Raw genomic sequence first — 18,516 nt, forward strand, 5'->3', positions numbered from 1 at the left:
CCCCAAAGGGTGATTCCGGGTGCTGGCGGGGTGTGGGAGCATCAACCCGCCCCAGCGCTGCGAGCCTTGCGCTCGACCTCCTTGCACGACACCCCGGTAACGAGCCTGCTCGCCTGCCGCGATGGCCTGCATCCCTTTCCAGGAGTTAGCAATGCATACAACAACAAGTACAGCTCACCCCACCACCCCGCCCGCCACCGCGCAACCTGCCGCCAGCAGCGGGCGTTTGCGCCAGTCCATGAGCATGACCGCCCTGGTGCTGTTCGGCCTGGCATACATGGTGCCGCTGGCGGTCTTCACCACCTATGGGCTGGTCACCCAGATGACCAAGGGGCACCTGCCCACTGCCTACCTGCTGACCCTCGCCGCCATGCTGCTCACCGCCTACAGCTACGGCCGCATGGTCCAGGCCCACCCCTACTCCGGCTCGGTCTACACCTATACCCGCAAGGCCTTTGGCAGCCACATCGGTTTCATCACCGGCTGGACCCTGCTGCTCGACTACATTTTCCTGCCACTGCTGAGCTATCTGCTGATCGGCATCTACATGTCGGAATACTTCCCGGCCATTCATGCCTGGGTGTGGGTGGCAGGGTCCATCGCCCTGGTCACCTTCCTCAACCTGATCGGCATCGAGTCGATCACCCGCGTCAACTGGATCCTGGTGGTGACGCAACTGGTGTTCATCGTGGTTTTCGTCGGCCTGGCCGTGCTCAGGCTGAGCGGCCAGGCCGAACCCGTTTCGCTGCTGGCGCCGTTCCACCACGACGGTTTCAGCGTGCCGTTGGTGATGACCGGCGCGGCCGTACTGTGCCTGTCATTCCTGGGCTTCGATGCGGTCTCGACCATGGCCGAGGAAACCAGCAACCCGACCTACCGTATTCCGCTGGCGATCCTTGCCGTGTCCCTGATCGGCGGCTTGCTGTTCCTGGTGGTGTCGTACTGCGCACAACTGGTCTTCCCCGATTGGGGCAGCTTTGCCGACCCGGACTCGGCCTCGGTGGACGTCATGCGCCGGGTAGGCGGCGAACTGCTGGTCAGCGCATTCACCGCCACTTACGTGGCCGGCTGCTTCGCCTCGGCCATGGTGTCGCAAGCCAGCGTGTCACGGGTGCTGTTCGCGATGGGCCGTGACGGCGTGCTGCCGCGGGCGTTTGGCCAGCTTGCAACGAAAAAGCGCGTACCGGCCACCGCCACCCTGGTGGTCAGCCTGCTGTCGCTGATTGCCCTGGTCATTACCCTCGACACCGTGGCCAACATGATCAGTTTCGGCGCACTGTTCGCCTTTTCGGCGGTGAACCTGGCGGTGGTCAAACACTACCTCATCGACCGCAAGCTGCGCGGTGCCGGTAATGTGGTGCTGTACGGCGCCATACCGGGGCTGGGTTTTCTCAGCACGCTGTGGCTGTGGAGTAGCCTGACCAGCCTGTCGTTCAGCATTGGCCTGTGCTGGATGGGCATGGGCCTGCTAGTACTGCTGTGGCTTACCCGGGCGTTTCGGGTCACGTTGCCGGCCAGGCCAGGCGAAACTCATTGATGAAATCCACGTGCGAGGCTTCAATAGGCACACCCGAACCGGGAACCCAGTTCATCAAAGAAGCCACCCATGTACTCTTCCGAACGCCTCAAAGGCATTGACGTTTTCGTCGCCGTCGCTGACTTGGGCAGTTTCACGGCAGCTGCCGAGCGGCTCAACCTGACCAGCTCGGCCATCAGCAAGAGCGTGGCCCGGCTGGAGGCCCGCCTGGGGGCCCGGCTGTTCAACCGCACCACGCGCAGCCTGTCGCTGAGTGAAGCGGGCGTGGTGTTCTATCGCACTTGCACTTCGGTCCTGGCCGACCTGGAAGAAGTCGAGCACACCCTGGCGGCCAGCGATGACCAGCCCCATGGCAAAGTGCGGATCGAACTGCCCGCCTCTTACGGTCGCCTGCATGTGCTGCCGCTGATCCTCGACTTCATCCGCCTGCACCCGTTGCTGCAGCCGCATGTGTCGTTCTCCGACCGTTTCGTCGACCCGGTGCACGAGGGCATCGATATCGTGGTGCGCATCGGTGGCCCAGATGCCTGGCCGGCGGCGCTAGGCCACCAATACTTCGGTGCCCAGCGCCTGATGTTCTGTGCCGCGCCTGGCTACCTGGAAAAGCATGGCGTGCCGCAACACGAGCGCGACCTGGAGCACCACCACTGCGTGGGTTATGGCCACACCGACGGCCTGGTCAGCCCGTGGTATTTCAAAGGCCGCCACCCCGGCGAAATGGAGCGGCGTACCGTGCAGCCGCGCATTGCCGTGGGCGATGGCGAAGGCGAAGTGGCAGCGGTGCTGGCCGGCCATGGCATCGGCCAGCTACCCACCTGGCTGACCCAGCAGTACCTCGACCAGGGGCGCCTGGTCGAAGTATTGCCGGCGCTGGCCACCGACGGCTTGCCAATGAACCTGGTGTGGCTGAAAAGCCGCGAAGGGCTACCCAAGGTCCGCGCCTTGCTCGACTACCTGCTACCGCGCCTGGCGCCTCACGGCAGCCGGGCCTGCGCACCGGGCTGAGGCGCCAGCCGGCCCACCACGGGCACCAACGCCAGCGCCAGCAAGGCGATGCCAGCCGCCACGTAGCCCGCGTAGCCGACCCCCAGGTGGGAAATGGTCATGCCACCCAGCACGGCCCCCAGGCCGATACCGGCGTTGGCCGCCGACACATTGGTGGTACCCGCCAGGGCTTGGGCATGGGTGACCGAACTCATCACCCGCACCTGGCTCACCGGGTACAGTGCCGTGTTGGCAATGCCCCACAGCGCCAGCGCCAGGCAGAACAGCACGGCCCCCTGGGCCAGCGGCACCAGCGCCGCCATGCCAATGGCCAACAGCACCAGGAACAGCGCGCTGGCCCTGAGCGGTGAGCGGTCCACGGCCCGCCCGCCGATCCAGTTGCCGAGCAAGCCGACCGCGCCAAAGCCCATCAGCCACCAGCCGGTATGCGCCGGGGCCACGCCCGCTACCCGCTGCAGCAGGTCGGCCAGATAGGTGTAGCCCGTGAACATGGCCGTGAACACCACCACCGACAGCAGCACATTGGCCAGGAAAAAACGCTCTTTGAAAATGCGCGCCTGCTGCATGAAGTCAACTTTCGCCGTGCGCGCCACGTGCGGCATCCATACCCACATCGCCAGCGCCATCAGCAGCGACAACGCAGCCAGGATCCAGAATGCACCGCGCCACCCCACCGCCGTTGCTGCCACGGTCCCCAACGGGATACCCAGCAACATCGCCGCGGAGATACCCAGGTAGACCTTGGCAATGGCCTGCCCGGCCCTGTCGCGCCCAGCCAGGTGGCCGGCGGTTTCACTGGCGGTGCCCCAGAACACCGGCAGCGCCAGTGCCGGTATCACCCTGGCGACGGCCAGCACCCAGAAACTGCCGGAGGCAGCAGCCAGCGCATTGGCTGCGGCGAAGACCAGCAAAATGCCGATGAACAGGCGCTTGCGGTCCAGGTGCGCCAACGCCGCCGTCAATAGCGGGCCGGCCAGCATCACGGTGAATGCGAACAGGGTGACCAACTGCCCCGCCAGCGATATGGAAATACCCAGGTCCTGGCTAAGCGCGGGCAGCAAGCCAACGATCAGAAATTCGGTGGTCACGATCAAAAAGGCTGAAAACGCCAGAATGGCAATGCTGATTGCAGCGTGCCGGCTGGGGGTGGCGACCCCAGGGCTTGGTTCGAAAGCGGACATCAAGACAGGCTCCAGAAATAAGGTCACCAGTCTATTGGTAAACTTAATTCGTATTTCTGGTGTTATTTCACTAATCGGATGACTCGATTTCATCAATCGAGCGCTGATGTATACAACTTTCAGGATTCCTGATTACATACGCGTTCGCCTACGACCTCGGTAATCGCCCAGGCGTATAGCGACGGGCTTAAGCCATGTCATTTACCGCTACCAAGAAAACCCTCCTTGTCAAAAACGCCCAACTGCTGGTCACCATGGACAGCGAACGCCGCGAAATCAAAAACGGCGGCCTGTACATCGAAGACAACCTGATCAAGCAAGTGGGCCCCAGCGATAGCCTGCCGCAGCACGCCGACGTGGTGCTGGACATGGCCGGCAAGGTGGTCATCCCGGGCCTGGTCAACACCCACCACCATATGTACCAGAGCCTGACCCGCGTGGTGCCGGCGGCTCAGGACGGTGAGCTGTTCAACTGGCTGACCAACCTGTACCCGATCTGGGCTCGGCTGACCCCGGAAATGATCGCGGTGTCGACCCAGACCGCCATGGCCGAGCTGATGCTGTCCGGCTGTACCACCTCCAGCGACCACCTGTACATCTACCCCAACGGCTGCAAGCTCGACGACAGCATTCATGCCGCCAGCGAGATCGGCATGCGCTTCCATGCCGCGCGCGGCAGCATGAGCGTAGGGCAAAGCCAGGGCGGCCTGCCGCCAGATGCGGTGGTCGAGAAGGAAGGCGATATTCTCAAGGAGTCGCAGCGCCTGATCGAGGACTACCACGATGCCAGTCACGGGTCGATGCGCCGCATCGTCGTGGCGCCCTGCTCGCCGTTCTCGGTCAGCCGCGACCTGATGCGCGAAGCTGCGGTGTTGGCGCGCCAGTATGGCGTTTCGCTGCACACCCACCTCGCCGAGAACGTCAACGACATCGCCTACAGCCGTGAAAAATTCGGCATGACGCCCGCCGAGTATGCCGAAGACCTCGGCTGGGTCGGCCACGACGTCTGGCACGCCCACTGCGTACAGCTCGACCAGCATGGCATCGAGCTGTTCGCCCGTACCGGTACCGGGGTTGCCCACTGCCCTTGCTCGAACATGCGCCTGGCCTCCGGCATCGCCCCGGTGCGCAAGATGCGTGACCACGGCGTTGCGGTCGGCCTGGGCGTAGACGGTTCGGCCTCCAATGACGGCGCCAGCATGATCGGCGAAGTGCGCCAGGCCCTGCTGCTGCAGCGGGTTGGCTTCGGCCCCGACGCCATGACCGCCCGTGAAGCGCTGGAAATCGCGACCCTGGGCGGCGCCAAAGTGCTCAACCGCAACGACATCGGCGCCCTGGCACCGGGCATGGTCGCCGACTTCGTCGCGTTCGACCTGGGCCATGTGGCTTACGCCGGCGGCCACCACGACCCGTTGGCCGCCCTGGTGTTCTGCACCCCGACCCAGGTCCACACCAGCGTCATCAATGGCCGCGTAGTGGTCAAGGACGGCCAGTTGGCCACGGTCGACCTGCCGCGGGTGCTGGAACGCCACAACCAGCTGGCCCTGCAATTGGTCAGCGGCGCCTGAACGCGACGGCAAGCCAGCCGTTTGCGCTGCACCCGCGTGCTGTGGGCTCGCCGGCGATGGGCTGCAACGCAGCCCGTTGCCTCAGTTGCGCAACACCTGGTCGCCGGCATTGGCCGGCAAACGCAGGGCGTCCAGCAGGGCCACACCGGCAATCAGTGCAAGGCCAAGCAACGCCCAGTGGAAGTCGGCAACGGTCAACCCGCTCTCGCCGCCACGCAGTTGCATGGCCACGCGCAACAGCAGCGCCACCACCGCCACCCCCAACGCCATGGCCAGCTGGAAGCACATGCTGAACAGCGTCGATGCTTCGGCCATCTGCTGCTGCGGCACATCGGCAAACCCCACCGCGTTGTAGGTGGTGAACTGCATCGACCGTGACAGCCCGCCCATGAACAGCACCAGCGCCATCCAGTACCACGCCATGCCCTGCTGCAACCCCAGGCAGGCCAGGATGCAGGCCACGCCGACCAGGCCGTTGCCCAGCAACAGGCGGCGAAAACCAAAGCGCCGCAACAACCCGCTGGTGAAGGGCTTCATCGCCAGGTTGCCGGCAAAGATGGCCAGCACCAAAAGGCCGGCGTCCAACGGTGGCAGGCCGAAGCAGACCTGCAACAGCAAAGGGATCAGAAACGGTAACGCGCTGATCGACAGGCGGAACAGGGTGCCGCCCACGATGCTGACCCTGAAGGTACGGATGGCCAGGGTGTGCAGGGGCAACAGGGGGGCCGGGTGGCGCCGACCGTGACGGATGGCCAACCCGGTCAGCACAGCCCCAAGCACTACCAGTGCCAGCCCTGCCCCCAGGCTGTTGCCGGCCAGTGACCCGAGCAGCTCCAGGCCCACCAGCCAGGCCGCACAGGCCGAGCCCAACCAGACGAAGCCCAGCGTGTCGAAGCGGCGCGGCGCCTCGCAGCGGGTGTCGGGTATCAACAGCCAGGCGGCGGCAAGGGCCAGCAAACCGAGGGGAATGTTCAGGTAGAAGATCCACGGCCACGACCCGTGCGTGACGATCAGGCCACCGAGCGGCGGGCCCAGTACCGGTGCCACCAGGCCCGGCCAGGTGATGACCGCGAGCTGCTTCACCAGGTCTTTTTTCTCGGTGGTGCGCAACACCACCAACCGCCCCACCGGAACCATCAGGGCGCCGCCGATGCCCTGCAACACCCGTGCAGCCACGAAGGTTTCCAGGCTGGCGGCCAGCCCACACAGCAACGAAGCGGCAGTGAACAAGGCGATAGCCCCGGCGAACACCTGGCGCGGGCCAAAGCGCTCGGCGAGCCAGCCACTGAGCGGGATGAACACCGCCACGGCCAGCAGGTAGGCACTGATACCGATGTTCAGGCTGACCGCGCTGTGGCCGAAGTCGCTGGCCATTTGCGGCAGCGCGGTGGCAATGACGGTGGCGTCCAGGTTCTCCATGAAGAACGTGATGGCCACCAGCAAGGCAATGCAGGTGGTCTGGCGCGAGCGCTGGGCGGCTGCCGGGTGGGCCAGGGTGCCAGGGCGTTGCGTTGGCTGCCCGGTCATGGGCAACCGAGCCGCCGTTCGTGGGCGCGGAGCTGCACGGGCACGTTGGCAACCATAGGCCTACTCCAGCGGGATGGTCAGGCGATCGATCACGGCACCGGTTTCGGGGCGCACCCCGCGCCACCAGGCAAACGCCTCTGCCGCCTGCTCGACCAGCATGCCCACACCATCGGCCAGGCGCGCAACCCCTTGTTCACGGGCCAGGCGCAGGAACGGCGTGAGGCCTTTGCCATAAGCCAGTTCGTAGGCCAGCCGGGCCTCGGCCAGGGCCTCGGCAGGCAGCGGTGGCAACTCACCGACCAGGCTGGCAGAGGTGGCGTTGACCACGATATCGAAAGCCTGCCCCGGCAGTTCTTCGTACCGGCTGATACGCAGCCGCGGGTGATTCAGCTCATTGCGCAGCGCCACGGCCTTGGCCATGTCGCGGTTGGCGATCACCAGCTCGGCAGGGCCGGCCTGCAGGAAGGGCAGGAGCGCCCCACGCACCGCGCCACCCGCCCCCAGTACCAGCACACGACGCGCATGCAGCGGCTCCCCGAGGTTGACCTCGATATCGCGCAGCAGGCCAATACCATCGAAATTCTCTGCCACGATGCCGCCGTTCTCGAACTTCAGGGCGTTGGCTGCGCGGGCCAGTTGCGCTCGTTCGCTGCAGCGCTCGGCCAGTTCGAAGGCGCGCAGCTTGAACGGTGCCGTGATGTTCATGCCCAGCCCGCCCTCACCGCGGAACGCCAGCACCTGGGCCTCGAAGCCCTCCAGCGACCCCTCGATTGCGCCATATTCCAGCTGCTGGCCACAGGCTTGGGCGAACAGCCCGTGGATCAGCGGAGACTTGGTGTGGTTGATCGGTCGGCCGATCACTGCATAGCGGTCGCTCATCGTGCCTCTCCATGGGTGAACAGCACCCCGTCTGCCTGCATGGCGGTGATTTCTTCGGCGCTGAAGCCAAGCCCGGCGGCGACTTCGGCGTTGTGCTGGCCCAGGTCCGGGGCCACCTGGTGGATGGTGGTGTCGCAGTCGGAAAAACGGAACGGCAGGTTGGGCAGGCGCAGTGTGCCATAGCGCGGGTGATGCTGTTCGACGACCATGTTGCGCGCCTGAATCTGCGGGTCGGCCAGCACCTCGTCGATGCGCTGTACCTTGGCGCTGGGCACGTCGATGGCATCGAGCAAGGCCAGGATAGCCGCTACCGGGCGCGCGCCCACCCAATCACGCACCACCGCCAGAATTGCCTCGCGGTGGGCATTGCGCCCATTCACGCTGTGGTAGCGGCTGGCGCTGGCAAAACCTGCNNCCCCCGCCGGCCCGCCATTGGCTTCAAGCATGGCGGCAAAGCGCCGCCAGGCGTCATCGACCTGGGCAGCGATCACCAGGTCGCCGTCGGCGGCACGGAACACCCCATACAACGTCGAGGTGGGCATGTCATGGCCGGTCTGCTCGGGCAGTACGGTGCCGTTGGACAGCGTGAAGCACTGCACCGCGTACTCATGCATCGACACCAGCGTGTCGTACAAGGCCATGTCGATGTGCTGGCCACGGCCACTGCTGACGCGCCCCAGCAAGGCGGCATTGATGGCTGCCACGGCGTGGATGCCGGTGTACATGTCGCCCAGCGAAATGCGCAGCAACGGCGGTGCTTCGCCCGGTACGCCAACCATCTGCATGATCCCGCTCTTGGCCTCGGCGATCAGCCCGAAGCCGGCACGGTGTGCATCCGGCCCCGTGTGGCCATAGGCGGAAATCGAGCAGTACACCAACCGCGGGTTGCGCGCCGCCAGCTCGGCATAGCCCAACCCCAGCTTGTCCAGCGCGCCCGGCCGGTAGTTTTCGATGAACACGTCGGCCGAATCGGTCAGGCGCTGCATGAAGGCCTTGCCCCGTGGGTCCTTCATGTTGACGCTGACGCCCTGCTTGCCCATGTTCAGTTGCAGGAAGTAACCGCTTTGCTGGTCATCCAGGGTGAACGCGTGCTGGCGACCGGCGTCGCCGCTGCCTGGCCGTTCAACCTTGATCACCTCGGCGCCCAGCGCCGCCAGGCAACGCCCTACATAAGGCCCGGCAAGAAAATGGCTGTAGTCGATGACGCGGATACCCGCCAATGGCGACGCCTGGCTCATGCTGCCCCCTTGCACGGCACCATCAGCCGGTGCTCGCCGCGTTGCACGACCTGGCCGTGCTGGTTCATCAGCTCCGACGGCAGGACCACGATGCCCCAACCCGGGCGGCTTTTACTCAGGCGCATCGCGCCAACGCGCATGCGCACATGCAGCACATCGTCGACCTTGATCGGCAACACGAAATCCCAGGTCCAGCCCAGTGACATGCCCGGCACGAAGCGGTAATCGCATTGGGTCTTCAAGCCATCGGCGATCGACAGGCCGAACAGGCCGTGGGCAACCAGGCAGCCAAAGTGGCTGGCATTGGCATACGCCTCATCGACATGCACCGGGGTATGGTCACCGGTCAGGTCGGCATAGGCCAGGATGCGTTCGCGGGTGACGGTGTAGCTCGGGCTGATGCATTCATCGCCCTCGCGGGCGTCGTCCCAGTACTTTTCAGTCACGCTCATGGCTGCACCTGCGCACGTGGGTTGATAGCCAGTGCCTGGGCGACCGTCGCCTTGGGCAATGCCTGGATGAACTCCACGGCCAGGCCGTCGGGCAAGCGCAGCCAGTTGCGGCCCTGCGGCATTGCACTGACGCCGAAACGCTGTGCTGCCGCCAGCACCGCCTCCAGGTCTTCGCACATGATCCCCAGGTGCGCCATGCGCCCTTCAGGCCCTGCAAAGTCGGGCTGGTGGATGAACTGCAGGCCGCCGAGGGTCCAATACTGGGTCGGCTGCTCGGGGTCACCCTGCGACTCGCGCAGGGTCATGCCGCACACCTCGCTGAAAAAGCGGATATGCCAGTTGATGTCACGCTCCCAGAAGGCGACGTGTTCGAGGTAGGCTTTCGGCTGGCTCATGGGTTGTCCTTGTTCTGCTGGTCGGCCATCGCGCGTTCGATGCCTTTGATACACGCCACCAGGGTGGCGTTGACGGGGGTGGCGACGCCGTGGCGCTGGCCCCAGCGCACGACGGAACCGTTGATGAAGTCAATTTCAGTGATCGAGCCTTTTTCCAGGCTCTGCAGCATCGAGGTGCGAAAGCTCGCCGGCAGGCCTTCGGCGGCCAACTGCCAGGCTGCCTCGGGGCTGGTCAGGCTCAGGCGGATACCGGCGCGCTCGGCCACCGCGATCGCTTCGGCAACGGCCGCCTTGGCGGTGCTCGCCAGCAGCGGCTCGCTGTACAGCTGGCCATAGCTGAGCCTGGTGATGGCGCTGAGCGCACCGGTGGCGACGTTGACCAGCAGCTTGTCCCACATGGTGCCGAGGATGTTGCCGCTGACCGTGGTGGCCAGGCCGGCACCGTTGAATACCTCGGCGATAGCCTGCACGCGGGCGCTGCGCTGGCCGTCCAGTTCACCGATGTAGGTCTGCTTGCCGGCCACCCCGGCGCGGATCGCCCCCGGCGCCAGCAGCACGCCGCCGACATAGGTCTTGCCAGCCAGTACCCGCTCGCGCCCGACCGCCTGCGCCAGGATATCTTCGTGCCCCAGGCCGTTCTGCAGTGACAGCAGCAGCGTTTGCGGGCCCAGAAGCGCCGTGGCCCCGGCGATCGCCTCGGCGGTGTGGAACGACTTCACCAAGACCACCACCAGGTCGGCCACCCCCACCTCATCGGCGCACGTCGCCGCGTGCACGGGGACCTGGCGCTGCCCGCGCTCATCCTGCACCTGCAGGCCGTGCTGGTTGATGGCCTCGACATGCGCACGGCCTCGGTTGAGCAGCCAGGTTTCATGCCCGGCTTCGCTCAATGCCGCGCCGATGGCGCAGCCCAGGGCGCCGGCGCCCAGAATGCAGATTTTCAAATTGCAGACCTCCGTGGTTTGCGATCACCTTATGCAGCCATGCTTATTAGCGCTATACAATGCAAGCAAATAGCCCCATTGAGATTCGCAATAATGAACACTGCCCCGGTACTGCCCGAACCCAAGCTGCTGCAACTGTTCGATGTGCTCTACCACTGCCGTAGCGTTACCCGCGCCGCTGAACAGCTGGGGCAGAGCCAGCCGACCATCAGCATCTGGCTGGGCCGCCTGCGCGAACAACTGAACGACCCGCTGTTCGTGCGCACCCCTGGGGGCATGGCGCCTACCCCGCGCGCCGACCAGTTGATCGGGCCGTGCCGCGAAGTCCTCGAATCACTGCGCCGGCTCGCGGCCTGGGAACCGCAGTTCCAACCCGCTACCGCACAACGGCGCTTTCGCCTGTGTGTGAGCGACGCCAGCCACATCACCTTGCTGCCCAGCATCCTCAACCACGTGCGCAGCCACGCGCCCGGCATTCGCCTGGAGGCGGTACGCATCGATGGCAACAGCGAAAGCGCGCTGGAGTCGGGTGAAGCTGACCTGGCGATCGGCTTCGTACCGTGGCTGGGCGGCGGCATGTACCAGCAAGTGCTGTTCGACCAGGACTGGGTGTGCCTGAGCGCACGCGGGCACCCGCGCCTGGCCGGCGGCCTGAGCATGGCCTGCTACCGCGCCGAAGGCCATGTGCAGATCAGCGCCGGCACCGGCCAGAAGCTGCTGGAAACGGCACTGGCGCGGGCCGGCATCGAGCGCCGCATCGTGCTGGAGCTACCCGCGTTCCTGGGCCTGGGCATGATCCTCGGGAGCACCGACCTGATCGCCACCCTGCCCCGCCATATCGGCCAGACGTTGGCCGACATGCATGATTTGCAGGTGCACGACTGCCCGTTCGCGGTCGAGGGTTTCACGGTCAAGCAGCACTGGCACGCCCGCTACCACCAGGACGGGGGTAACCGCTGGTTGCGCGCAGTGGTCCATGGGCTGTTCGCCCGCGACGGCTCAGCCGGCTCGCGCAAGGGCTCCAGCCGGGCAGGCGCCTGACACCGCGCAACGCTTGCTGCTGGCCGGGGTGGCAAGCATGATGGGCGCATTACGTTCATGCCACGGATATGCCGATGACCGCAGCACCCCCCTCTGTTTCGCAGCCAGGCCGCTGCCAACGCTTGAAAGCGGCCAGCAGCCGCGACCATGACAGCGTCGATCAGCTGGTCATGGCGGCACGGCCGTTTGAGAGCCGCGAGCGCTACGGCCGGTTCCTGCAGGTGCAGCATGGTTTTCATGGCAGCTTGCTGGCGTTGTATCAGGACCCGCAGCTCAACCGGCAACTACCGGGGCTGTCGGCTTTGTCACGGTTTGCCGCGGTGCAGGCCGACCTGCTGGACCTGGGCCTGCCCGCGCCACCGCCACCACCTTCGGTGTGCGCCAGCCCGGCGCAGGCGTTGGGCTGGCTGTATTGCAGCGAGGGGTCGAACCTGGGGGCTGCGTTTCTGTTCAAGTACACCCAACGCCTGGGCCTGGGTGAAGACCAGGGCGCCAGCCACCTGGCCCCGCACCCTGATGGCCGTGCGCTGCATTGGCGTGAGTTTGTGGCCCGTGTGGACGCCCTGGCGCTGGATGAACAGCAAGAGGCCGAGGCGATAAACGGCGCAATTGCAGCGTTCGAGCATTACCGCAGCCACCTGCGCGCAGTGTTTGCCGAACGCTGATCCGGTTTGGGCCGCGCGGGTTGCTTGCCGCATAATTGTACAAGTTATTGCTGCAGCGAACTTTTTCCTGGTTGCTGGTCTATGAGGGTGGCACAGAACGGTCACGGCAGGCGAAGCAGCTTGCCTCACCGCTGGCCTGATAGCTCAATTGTGATCAGAGGTGGGCTTCGCTCATGAAAATACAAGTCGCCAGGTGGATGCTGTTCGGTCTGTTCTCGCTTGCAGCAGCGGGCACGGCTTCGGCCCTGCCACTGAAACCGGCCGAGGTGGCGGCCCCGGCCGTTCAGCCAGCGTTACCTGCGGCCAGCAACCCCTGGTCGAGCGTGGCCAATGCCGCCGCTGTTCAGCCGGCGACCCTGCTGGCCCATGATGACCACCGCTGGCACGACCACAGGGGCGACTGGCGCCGCGAGCAGTGGCGTCGCGAGCAGGCCCGGCGCGACTGGGAGCGGCGACGTGACTGGGAACGCCGCCGGGATTGGGAGCGCCGCCATGAGCGGGCAATGCACCAACGCCACTATGACGAACACCGGCACTACCGCCGCTGAAGCCGACACACCGGCTGCTGGCGCTTCAGTCAGCCTGGGGTGGGGCCGCCTCCACCCCTTCTGTTTCCAGCTTCAAACGGTCAGCCTTGCAGATGTACCTGGGCTTGCGCGGCGCGAGTTTGGCGCTGGCTTTCTTCTGGTGCGCCTGCAACAGCTGCTTGATCTTCTTACGACGGTTCATGGTCCACACGGCCTTTGAGTACGGTTTAGCTGCCGCCATCATACCCGTGCAAGCAACCCGCTGCGCACGGCTGCTGCGCAGCGGGCTACGACCAAGGCCCGATGGCTGCTCGCCTTGACGTTATTTTCACAGTCCACAGATTAGCGTCACGCCCTTTCCGGCCACGCACACCGTTGCGGGCTACCAAGGTACGACGAGGCACACGTGTCACACACCACTTCCCCTTCCCGCGTGGACTGGGCCGGCCTGGGCTGGCTCTTGCTGTTCTTCTGGTATTTCTCTGGCGTCACCCAGGCATTGCTGCTGTTCAGTGGCACTACCGGTTTCTCGGGTTTCCGTGATGCGTTTTTCCTCAGTAGCCTGTGGCTGGCCCCAGTGCTGCTGCTGCCCCGCCTTACCCGCGCCACTGCGGCGCTCATCGGCCTGCTGCTGTGGGCTGCTTCGCTGGTTGGCCTGAGCTATTTCGCCATTTATCGCCAGGAGTTCTCGCAGAGCGTCATCTTCGTGATGTTCGAGTCCAACACCGCCGAGGCCGGTGAGTACTTCAGCCAGTACTTCAGTGCCTGGCTGGGCCTGGCGTTGCTGCTGTACACCGTGGGGGCAGTATTGCTGTGGCGCCGCGTGCGCCCGGTCTACCTGCCGCTGCGCAGCCGCCTACCAGTGGTGGTGCTGTTGCTGGCAGCCAACCTGGTGCTGCCGTTCTACAAGCAAATGGTCACCCAGGAGCGCAATTTTGCCGATGCGCTGGAAAAGGTACAGCAGCGCATGGAACCTGCAGTGCCTTGGCAATTGCTGGTCGGCTACCGCCAGTACCGCCAGCAACTGGACAACATGCAGGCGCTGCTGGCGCAGAATGCTGCCCTGCCGCCCCTACAGAACCTGCGTGACAACAGCGGTTCGGCACCGCGCACGCTGGTTCTGGTGCTGGGTGAATCGACCACCCGCGAGCACATGCACCTGTATGGCTACAACCGTGACACCACCCCCAACCTCGACGCGCTGGCTGCCAATGACAAAGGGCTGACCGTATTCCGCGATGTGGTGTCACCCCGCCCCTACACCATCGAAGTGATGCAGCAGATTCTGACCTTCGGCGATGAGCAGGCCCCGGACCGGTTCCTCACCGACCCCTCGCTGATCAACCTGATGAAACAGGCAGGCTACAAGACCTTCTGGATCACCAACCAGCAAACCATGACCAAGCGCAACACCATGCTCACCACCTTCTCGCAGCAGACGGACGTGCCGGTGTACCTGAACAACCAGCGCAACCAGAATGCCAGCCAGTACGATGACGTGGTGCTCGCACCGTTCGAGAAGGCCCTGCAAGACCCGGCCCCCAACAAGTTCATCATCGTGCACCTGCTGGGCACCCACATGGACTACCGCTACCGCTACCCGGACGCCTATGCCCACTTCACCGACAAGCAGGGCGCACCGAGTGCACTGACCGATGACCAGGTGCAAACCTACAATTTCTACGACAACGCAGTGCGCTACAACGACTTCGTGGTGTCGAGCCTGATCAAGCGCTACGCTGCCGGCAGCCCGAATGGCTTCCTGGTCTACCTGTCCGACCATGGTGAGGACGTATACAGTTCTGGCAACCACGACCGGCTGGGGCGCAACGAAAGCGCGCCGACCCGGCCGATGTACACCATTCCGTTCCTGCTGTGGACCTCACCCAGCTGGCAGGCCCAGCACCCGCGGGACCTGCAGGCGATGGCCAAGCGCCCGTACAGCAGCTCGCACCTGATCCATACGCTGTCGGACCTTGCCGGTTTGAGCTACGAAGGCTTCGAGCCGGCCAAGAGCCTAGTGAGCGCGCAGTTCCTGGCCGCGCCGCGCTGGATCGGCGACCCCTACCGCAAAGACGGCTTGCACCCGTTCGATCAGCTGCCTGGGGGCAAGGCCGCGGGCGAGCAGCAGACGGCCAGCCGCGAGGTTCAACAGTAAGGCAGGCGCCTGGGCGCTGCGGCGCAGCGCCTAACGCTGCGCTGCGCTGCGGGCCAGCAGCGCGTAACCCAGGCCCAGCACGCCCAGCGCCAGTACCACCAGCAGCCCCATGAGCTCGCGGCTGTAGCGGGCCACGGTTGCCGGGAAGCCGATCACTTCGTGATACACCTGCACATTGGCTGCGCCGTCGGCATGGGTAATGCTGACGCCGCCCTGGCGAATCTGGGAATAATCGGCGTCGAAATACACCCACACCTTGCACCGGCTACCCGGCTCGATGACAGGGATGTCGACTTGCGCGGTAGCCTGCTCCAGCAGTGTGTCGTTGCCAGCAGCATCGCGCACCTGCACCAGGCCTTTGCCTGGCAGGCGCACTTTGACCTGGCGCACCGGCGCATCGCCACTGTTGTGCAGCTCGATGAGCAAGCCGGTACGGTGGTCCACCAACCCCGCCTCGAACGGTTTGGCGAACAGCTGGGCGTACGGCAACTGAGCCAGTTCGACCAGGCGCTCGACCTGATCGTGGCTCAACTGCCCCTGGCTGATGCTGTTGATACGCCCCTGCAACTGCTCATACTTGAGCTGGTCGCTGGCTTTGCTGATGCGCTCGCTGAACTGGCCAGGATAGGTGAGGTAGGCATACGTCAGTGACGCTTCCAGCCGCGGGTTGCCCCTGAACAACGCGTAGGCGGCCGACAGGACCATCAGGCCAACCAGCACCGCGACCAGGAGCTTCCCCACCTTGTCCCAACTCAATGCGAACCTCCTTTTGAGGTGATGCAGACGATTCAAACCGCCCAAGGGTGCCAAGTTCATGGCCCCCAGGCAACCCTGTCTACTCGATGCCCTCCTTCTCGCGCGCCTGGCGCATCTGCAGCAGCTGGCCATCGACCAGTGCCTTGGCCATGCCCGCCAGGTAGAACGTGGCCTTGATCATCACCTTGCGGTCACTTGGCCGGTCGATGGCCTTGCGCGTGATTTCAGTAATGCAGCCCATGATCGCCGAGGCTTCCGTTAGCGCGGTTCGTATCGGCAACTGCGGCCGCATGTGCACCAGTTCGGCATCGGGGTGGCCGAAACGGCTGGCCGCCGCCACCACATTGAGCGTGTTGTTGTCTTCGGGGGTGTCGTTTTCCATGTTCATTCCTCGGGGGGGTGAGCGTGCCGAGACTAGGCGGCGGCCTGGGCCACCACAATGACTTGGGCCTGGAACGGCTCATTTTCGGAAATGCCCTACAAAGTTACCGTGCAGAACCCCCTTGCACCCTGCCCCTTGACCGAGACCGGGCAGTGGCGGACGATCAACCACCCCCATTCAGGACGAACATCATGCTACGGATATTGGGCAGAGCTTCTTCCATCAACGTGCGAAAAGTCCTGTGGGCCTGTGCCGAATTCGAGGTCGCTTTCGAACGCGAAGACTGGGGTACGGGCTTCAAGGCCACCGACACCGCGCAATTCCTGGCGCTGAACCCCAACGCCATGGTTCCGGTGATCCAGGATGGCGACTTCACCCTGTGGGAGTCCAACAGCATCATCCGCTACCTGGCCAACCGCTATGGCGCCACCGCGTTCTACCCCGGCGAAGCACAGGCACGGGCCAGGATCGACCAGTGGATAGATTGGCAGGCGTCAGACTTGAACCGCGCCTGGAGCTACGCCTTCATGTCGCTGGTCAGGCATTCGCCCGCCCACCAGGACCCTGTGGCGCTGGCGGCGGGTTGTGCGGACTGGGCGCGTTACATGCACATCCTCGACCGGCAACTGGCCGCTACCGGCGCCTACGTGGCCGGTGCCCAGTTCACCCTGGCCGATATTCCTATCGGCCTGTCGGTCAACCGCTGGTTCGAAACGCCGTTCGAGCACCCGCACCTACCGGCTGTGCGCGACTACTACGAGCGCCTGAGCGAGCGCCCGGCTTACCACCTGCATGGCCGTAACGGCACCCCGTAAAGCCCCCGGCGCGGTCAGCCTGGCACATTGCACTGTGCCATGGCCGCCGCCCGGCCACGCCAGGCAAACAGCAGCACCAGCACCAGGCCCAGCGCCGCCATCGCCGCCCCTGCCAGGGCAATCGCCGCGTAACCCAACCCCACGTTGATCACCGCGCCGCCCAGCGCCGCGCCGATCGCATTCCCCAGGTTGAATGCACCGATGTTCACCGCCGAGGCCAGGTTGGGGGCATCCTTGGCCGCTTCCATCACGCGCATCTGCAGCGGTGGCACCAAGGCGAAGCTGGCCGCGCCCCAGACCAGGATCGCCAGTGCCGTGGGCAGTGGCCAGTCCAGTACCAGCGGGAACACCAGCAGCACGGCAATCAGCACCGCCAACGACAGGATCAAGGTGCGGTCGACCGAGCGATCCGCCGCCTTGCCGCCCCACACGTTGCCCAAAGTCAGGCCGACACCGAACAGCACCAGCATGGCGGTGACGAACGTGGTGGACGCGCCAGCCTCGTTCTGCAGGATCGGCGCAATGTAGGTGAACACCGTGAACATGGCGCTGGAGCCCACCACGGTCAGCAACAACGCCGCCAGCACCGGCCCCCGCACGAGCACGCGGATTTCGGCCATGGCCCCGTCGCCTTTGGGAGAGGGTACGTTCGGCAGTGCATACCACAGCGTGGTCATCGCGATCAGGCCAAGCCCGGCGATGCCCCAGAATGCCGTGCGCCAGCCCAGCATTTCACCAAACCAGGTGGCCAGCGGCACCCCGCCGATGGTGGCCAGTGTGAGGCCCATGAACATCGCTGCCACCGCCCCGGCGCGCTTCTCGGGCGGTACCACGCTGGCGGCGACGATCGAGCCGATGCCAAAGAACGCGCCGTGGTTCAGTGACGTGACCACGCGGGCAACCAGCAAACTGGCGTAGTCACTGGCCAGTGCCGACATCAGGTTGCCCAGGGTGAAGATCGCCATCAAGCCGATCAACAGGTAACGCCGCGGGATCCTTACCGTGGCCAGGGTCATCAGCGGTGCGCCGATCAGCGCACCGAGGGCATAGGCACTGACCAACAGCCCGGCAGCAGGGATGGAAACGCCAAGGTCAGTGGCGATACTGGGCAACATGCCCATGGGGGCAAACTCGGTGACACCGATGCCGAAGGCACCGATGGCAAGTGCGACCAGAGGTGGATTGATACGCATGGCAAAAACTCCTTGGCTATGCGGCAAATGCTACGATCTGCTTCCCTGGCGCACTAGACAGCCTTTTTGCCAATCACCTTTGCTTGCGAGGCACAAATGGACTTCAGCGGTAGATCCGGTGAAATGGCGGTTTTCGCCAAGGTGGCGGACGCGGGCAGCCTGTCTGCCGCCGCCCGCGCCTTGAACCTGACCCCTTCGGCGGTCAGCCGCATTCTCGCCCGCACCGAGCACCGCCTGGGCACCCGCCTGCTGC

At 65.0% G+C, this 18,516-nt stretch carries 20 protein-coding genes; 9 read left to right on the plus strand and 11 right to left on the minus strand.

What is annotated here, in order from left to right:
- Positions 1 to 151: 151 nt before the first annotated feature.
- Positions 152 to 1,537, plus strand: coding sequence for an APC family permease (locus G1E_RS24560; protein ID WP_033690870.1), 1,386 nt, complete (start codon positions 152 to 154; stop codon positions 1,535 to 1,537).
- Positions 1,538 to 1,606: 69 nt separating this feature from the next.
- Complete coding sequence (locus G1E_RS24565) at positions 1,607 to 2,542, plus strand: LysR family transcriptional regulator (RefSeq protein WP_009685106.1); 936 nt, start codon at positions 1,607 to 1,609, stop codon at positions 2,540 to 2,542.
- Here G1E_RS24565 and G1E_RS24570 read toward each other — a convergent pair.
- Complete coding sequence (locus tag G1E_RS24570) at positions 2,512 to 3,723, minus strand: MFS transporter (protein WP_047150195.1); 1,212 nt, start codon at positions 3,721 to 3,723, stop codon at positions 2,512 to 2,514. The genes G1E_RS24565 and G1E_RS24570 overlap by 31 nt on opposite strands.
- A 194-nt stretch (positions 3,724 to 3,917) precedes the next feature.
- On the opposite strand from G1E_RS24570, the gene G1E_RS24575 reads away from it, so the two are divergent.
- On the plus strand, positions 3,918 to 5,291 hold the full coding sequence (locus G1E_RS24575; protein WP_009685108.1) for an 8-oxoguanine deaminase: 1,374 nt from the start codon (positions 3,918 to 3,920) through the stop codon (positions 5,289 to 5,291).
- A gap of 81 nt (positions 5,292 to 5,372) precedes the next feature.
- Here the strand turns inward: G1E_RS24575 and G1E_RS24580 are convergent, their stop codons facing one another.
- The 6 genes from G1E_RS24580 to G1E_RS24605 all read right to left on the minus strand — a co-directional run bounded on the left by G1E_RS24580 (position 5,373) and on the right by G1E_RS24605 (position 10,726).
- Positions 5,373 to 6,818 (minus strand): MFS transporter, encoded by a 1,446-nt coding sequence (locus tag G1E_RS24580; RefSeq protein WP_009685109.1) that lies wholly within the window; start codon positions 6,816 to 6,818, stop codon positions 5,373 to 5,375.
- Between the two features lie 60 nt (positions 6,819 to 6,878).
- Positions 6,879 to 7,697 carry a shikimate dehydrogenase gene (gene aroE, locus G1E_RS24585; RefSeq protein WP_009685110.1) on the minus strand — a complete coding sequence of 273 codons (819 nt, stop codon included), beginning with the start codon at positions 7,695 to 7,697 and terminating at the stop codon, positions 6,879 to 6,881.
- Entirely contained in the window at positions 7,694 to 8,935 is a 1,242-nt protein-coding gene (locus tag G1E_RS24590) for a CaiB/BaiF CoA-transferase family protein (RefSeq protein ID WP_047150196.1), read from the minus strand. The genes aroE and G1E_RS24590 overlap by 4 nt, the downstream gene beginning before the upstream one ends.
- Positions 8,932 to 9,387, minus strand: a complete 456-nt coding sequence (locus G1E_RS24595; protein WP_047150197.1) for a MaoC family dehydratase — start codon at positions 9,385 to 9,387, stop codon at positions 8,932 to 8,934. Before G1E_RS24595 ends, G1E_RS24590 begins: the two co-directional genes overlap by 4 nt.
- Positions 9,384 to 9,782 carry a VOC family protein gene (locus tag G1E_RS24600; protein ID WP_009685115.1) on the minus strand — a complete coding sequence of 133 codons (399 nt, stop codon included), beginning with the start codon at positions 9,780 to 9,782 and terminating at the stop codon, positions 9,384 to 9,386. Before G1E_RS24600 ends, G1E_RS24595 begins: the two co-directional genes overlap by 4 nt.
- Positions 9,779 to 10,726: a ketopantoate reductase family protein gene (locus G1E_RS24605; protein WP_009685116.1), complete on the minus strand. Its 948-nt coding sequence runs from the start codon at positions 10,724 to 10,726 to the stop codon at positions 9,779 to 9,781. The genes G1E_RS24600 and G1E_RS24605 overlap by 4 nt, the downstream gene beginning before the upstream one ends.
- A 93-nt stretch (positions 10,727 to 10,819) precedes the next feature.
- On the opposite strand from G1E_RS24605, the gene G1E_RS24610 reads away from it, so the two are divergent.
- The 3 genes from G1E_RS24610 (at position 10,820) to G1E_RS24620 (ending at position 12,980) form a co-directional block, all read left to right on the plus strand.
- Positions 10,820 to 11,767: a LysR family transcriptional regulator gene (locus tag G1E_RS24610; RefSeq protein WP_009685117.1), complete on the plus strand. Its 948-nt coding sequence runs from the start codon at positions 10,820 to 10,822 to the stop codon at positions 11,765 to 11,767.
- 74 nt (positions 11,768 to 11,841) lie between these two features.
- Positions 11,842 to 12,432, plus strand: a complete 591-nt coding sequence (locus tag G1E_RS24615) for a biliverdin-producing heme oxygenase (protein ID WP_029886078.1) — start codon at positions 11,842 to 11,844, stop codon at positions 12,430 to 12,432.
- A 173-nt stretch (positions 12,433 to 12,605) separates the two neighbouring features.
- A complete protein-coding gene (locus G1E_RS24620; RefSeq protein ID WP_232961725.1) occupies positions 12,606 to 12,980 on the plus strand; it encodes a hypothetical protein in 375 nt (124 codons plus the stop codon).
- 25 nt (positions 12,981 to 13,005) lie between these two features.
- On the opposite strand, the gene G1E_RS28030 is transcribed toward G1E_RS24620, so the two are convergent.
- A complete protein-coding gene (locus G1E_RS28030; RefSeq protein ID WP_009685121.1) occupies positions 13,006 to 13,161 on the minus strand; it encodes a DUF2986 domain-containing protein in 156 nt (51 codons plus the stop codon).
- 204 nt (positions 13,162 to 13,365) lie between these two features.
- Between G1E_RS28030 and G1E_RS24625 the strand changes: the two genes are divergently transcribed.
- Entirely contained in the window at positions 13,366 to 15,117 is a 1,752-nt protein-coding gene (locus G1E_RS24625; RefSeq protein ID WP_082437972.1) for a phosphoethanolamine transferase CptA, read from the plus strand.
- A gap of 30 nt (positions 15,118 to 15,147) precedes the next feature.
- Here G1E_RS24625 and G1E_RS24630 read toward each other — a convergent pair whose 3' ends face one another.
- Positions 15,148 to 15,873 carry a hypothetical protein gene (locus G1E_RS24630; protein WP_009685124.1) on the minus strand — a complete coding sequence of 242 codons (726 nt, stop codon included), beginning with the start codon at positions 15,871 to 15,873 and terminating at the stop codon, positions 15,148 to 15,150.
- A gap of 79 nt (positions 15,874 to 15,952) precedes the next feature.
- Complete coding sequence (locus G1E_RS24635; protein WP_009685125.1) at positions 15,953 to 16,255, minus strand: DUF3077 domain-containing protein; 303 nt, start codon at positions 16,253 to 16,255, stop codon at positions 15,953 to 15,955.
- A gap of 191 nt (positions 16,256 to 16,446) precedes the next feature.
- On the opposite strand from G1E_RS24635, the gene G1E_RS24640 reads away from it, so the two are divergent.
- Positions 16,447 to 17,070, plus strand: a complete 624-nt coding sequence (locus G1E_RS24640) for a glutathione S-transferase family protein (protein WP_009685126.1) — start codon at positions 16,447 to 16,449, stop codon at positions 17,068 to 17,070.
- Between the two features lie 14 nt (positions 17,071 to 17,084).
- On the opposite strand, the gene G1E_RS24645 is transcribed toward G1E_RS24640, so the two are convergent.
- Entirely contained in the window at positions 17,085 to 18,263 is a 1,179-nt protein-coding gene (locus tag G1E_RS24645; protein WP_009685127.1) for an MFS transporter, read from the minus strand.
- A 96-nt stretch (positions 18,264 to 18,359) separates the two neighbouring features.
- Between G1E_RS24645 and G1E_RS29905 the strand changes: the two genes are divergently transcribed.
- The coding region (locus tag G1E_RS29905) for a LysR family transcriptional regulator (RefSeq protein ID WP_371259960.1) at positions 18,360 to 18,516 on the plus strand (157 nt) is incomplete at its 3' end.

The organism is Pseudomonas sp. TJI-51 (genome assembly GCF_000190455.2).
GTDB lineage: Bacteria > Pseudomonadota > Gammaproteobacteria > Pseudomonadales > Pseudomonadaceae > Aquipseudomonas > Aquipseudomonas juntendi.

What these genes read in the sequence shown, in the direction of transcription:
- G1E_RS24560 (WP_033690870.1), top strand. Translation starts at nt 152, where the DNA reads ATGCATACAACAACAAGTACAGCTCACCCCACCACCCCGCCCGCCACC.
- G1E_RS24565 (WP_009685106.1), top strand. Translation starts at nt 1,607, where the DNA reads ATGTACTCTTCCGAACGCCTCAAAGGCATTGACGTTTTCGTCGCCGTC.
- G1E_RS24570 (WP_047150195.1), bottom strand. Translation starts at nt 3,723, where the DNA reads ATGTCCGCTTTCGAACCAAGCCCTGGGGTCGCCACCCCCAGCCGGCAC.
- G1E_RS24575 (WP_009685108.1), top strand. Translation starts at nt 3,918, where the DNA reads ATGTCATTTACCGCTACCAAGAAAACCCTCCTTGTCAAAAACGCCCAA.
- G1E_RS24580 (WP_009685109.1), bottom strand. Translation starts at nt 6,818, where the DNA reads ATGACCGGGCAGCCAACGCAACGCCCTGGCACCCTGGCCCACCCGGCA.
- aroE (WP_009685110.1), bottom strand. Translation starts at nt 7,697, where the DNA reads ATGAGCGACCGCTATGCAGTGATCGGCCGACCGATCAACCACACCAAG.
- G1E_RS24595 (WP_047150197.1), bottom strand. Translation starts at nt 9,387, where the DNA reads ATGAGCGTGACTGAAAAGTACTGGGACGACGCCCGCGAGGGCGATGAA.
- G1E_RS24600 (WP_009685115.1), bottom strand. Translation starts at nt 9,782, where the DNA reads ATGAGCCAGCCGAAAGCCTACCTCGAACACGTCGCCTTCTGGGAGCGT.
- G1E_RS24610 (WP_009685117.1), top strand. Translation starts at nt 10,820, where the DNA reads ATGAACACTGCCCCGGTACTGCCCGAACCCAAGCTGCTGCAACTGTTC.
- G1E_RS24615 (WP_029886078.1), top strand. Translation starts at nt 11,842, where the DNA reads ATGACCGCAGCACCCCCCTCTGTTTCGCAGCCAGGCCGCTGCCAACGC.
- G1E_RS24620 (WP_232961725.1), top strand. Translation starts at nt 12,606, where the DNA reads ATGAAAATACAAGTCGCCAGGTGGATGCTGTTCGGTCTGTTCTCGCTT.
- G1E_RS28030 (WP_009685121.1), bottom strand. Translation starts at nt 13,161, where the DNA reads ATGAACCGTCGTAAGAAGATCAAGCAGCTGTTGCAGGCGCACCAGAAG.
- G1E_RS24635 (WP_009685125.1), bottom strand. Translation starts at nt 16,255, where the DNA reads ATGGAAAACGACACCCCCGAAGACAACAACACGCTCAATGTGGTGGCG.
- G1E_RS24640 (WP_009685126.1), top strand. Translation starts at nt 16,447, where the DNA reads ATGCTACGGATATTGGGCAGAGCTTCTTCCATCAACGTGCGAAAAGTC.
- G1E_RS24645 (WP_009685127.1), bottom strand. Translation starts at nt 18,263, where the DNA reads ATGCGTATCAATCCACCTCTGGTCGCACTTGCCATCGGTGCCTTCGGC.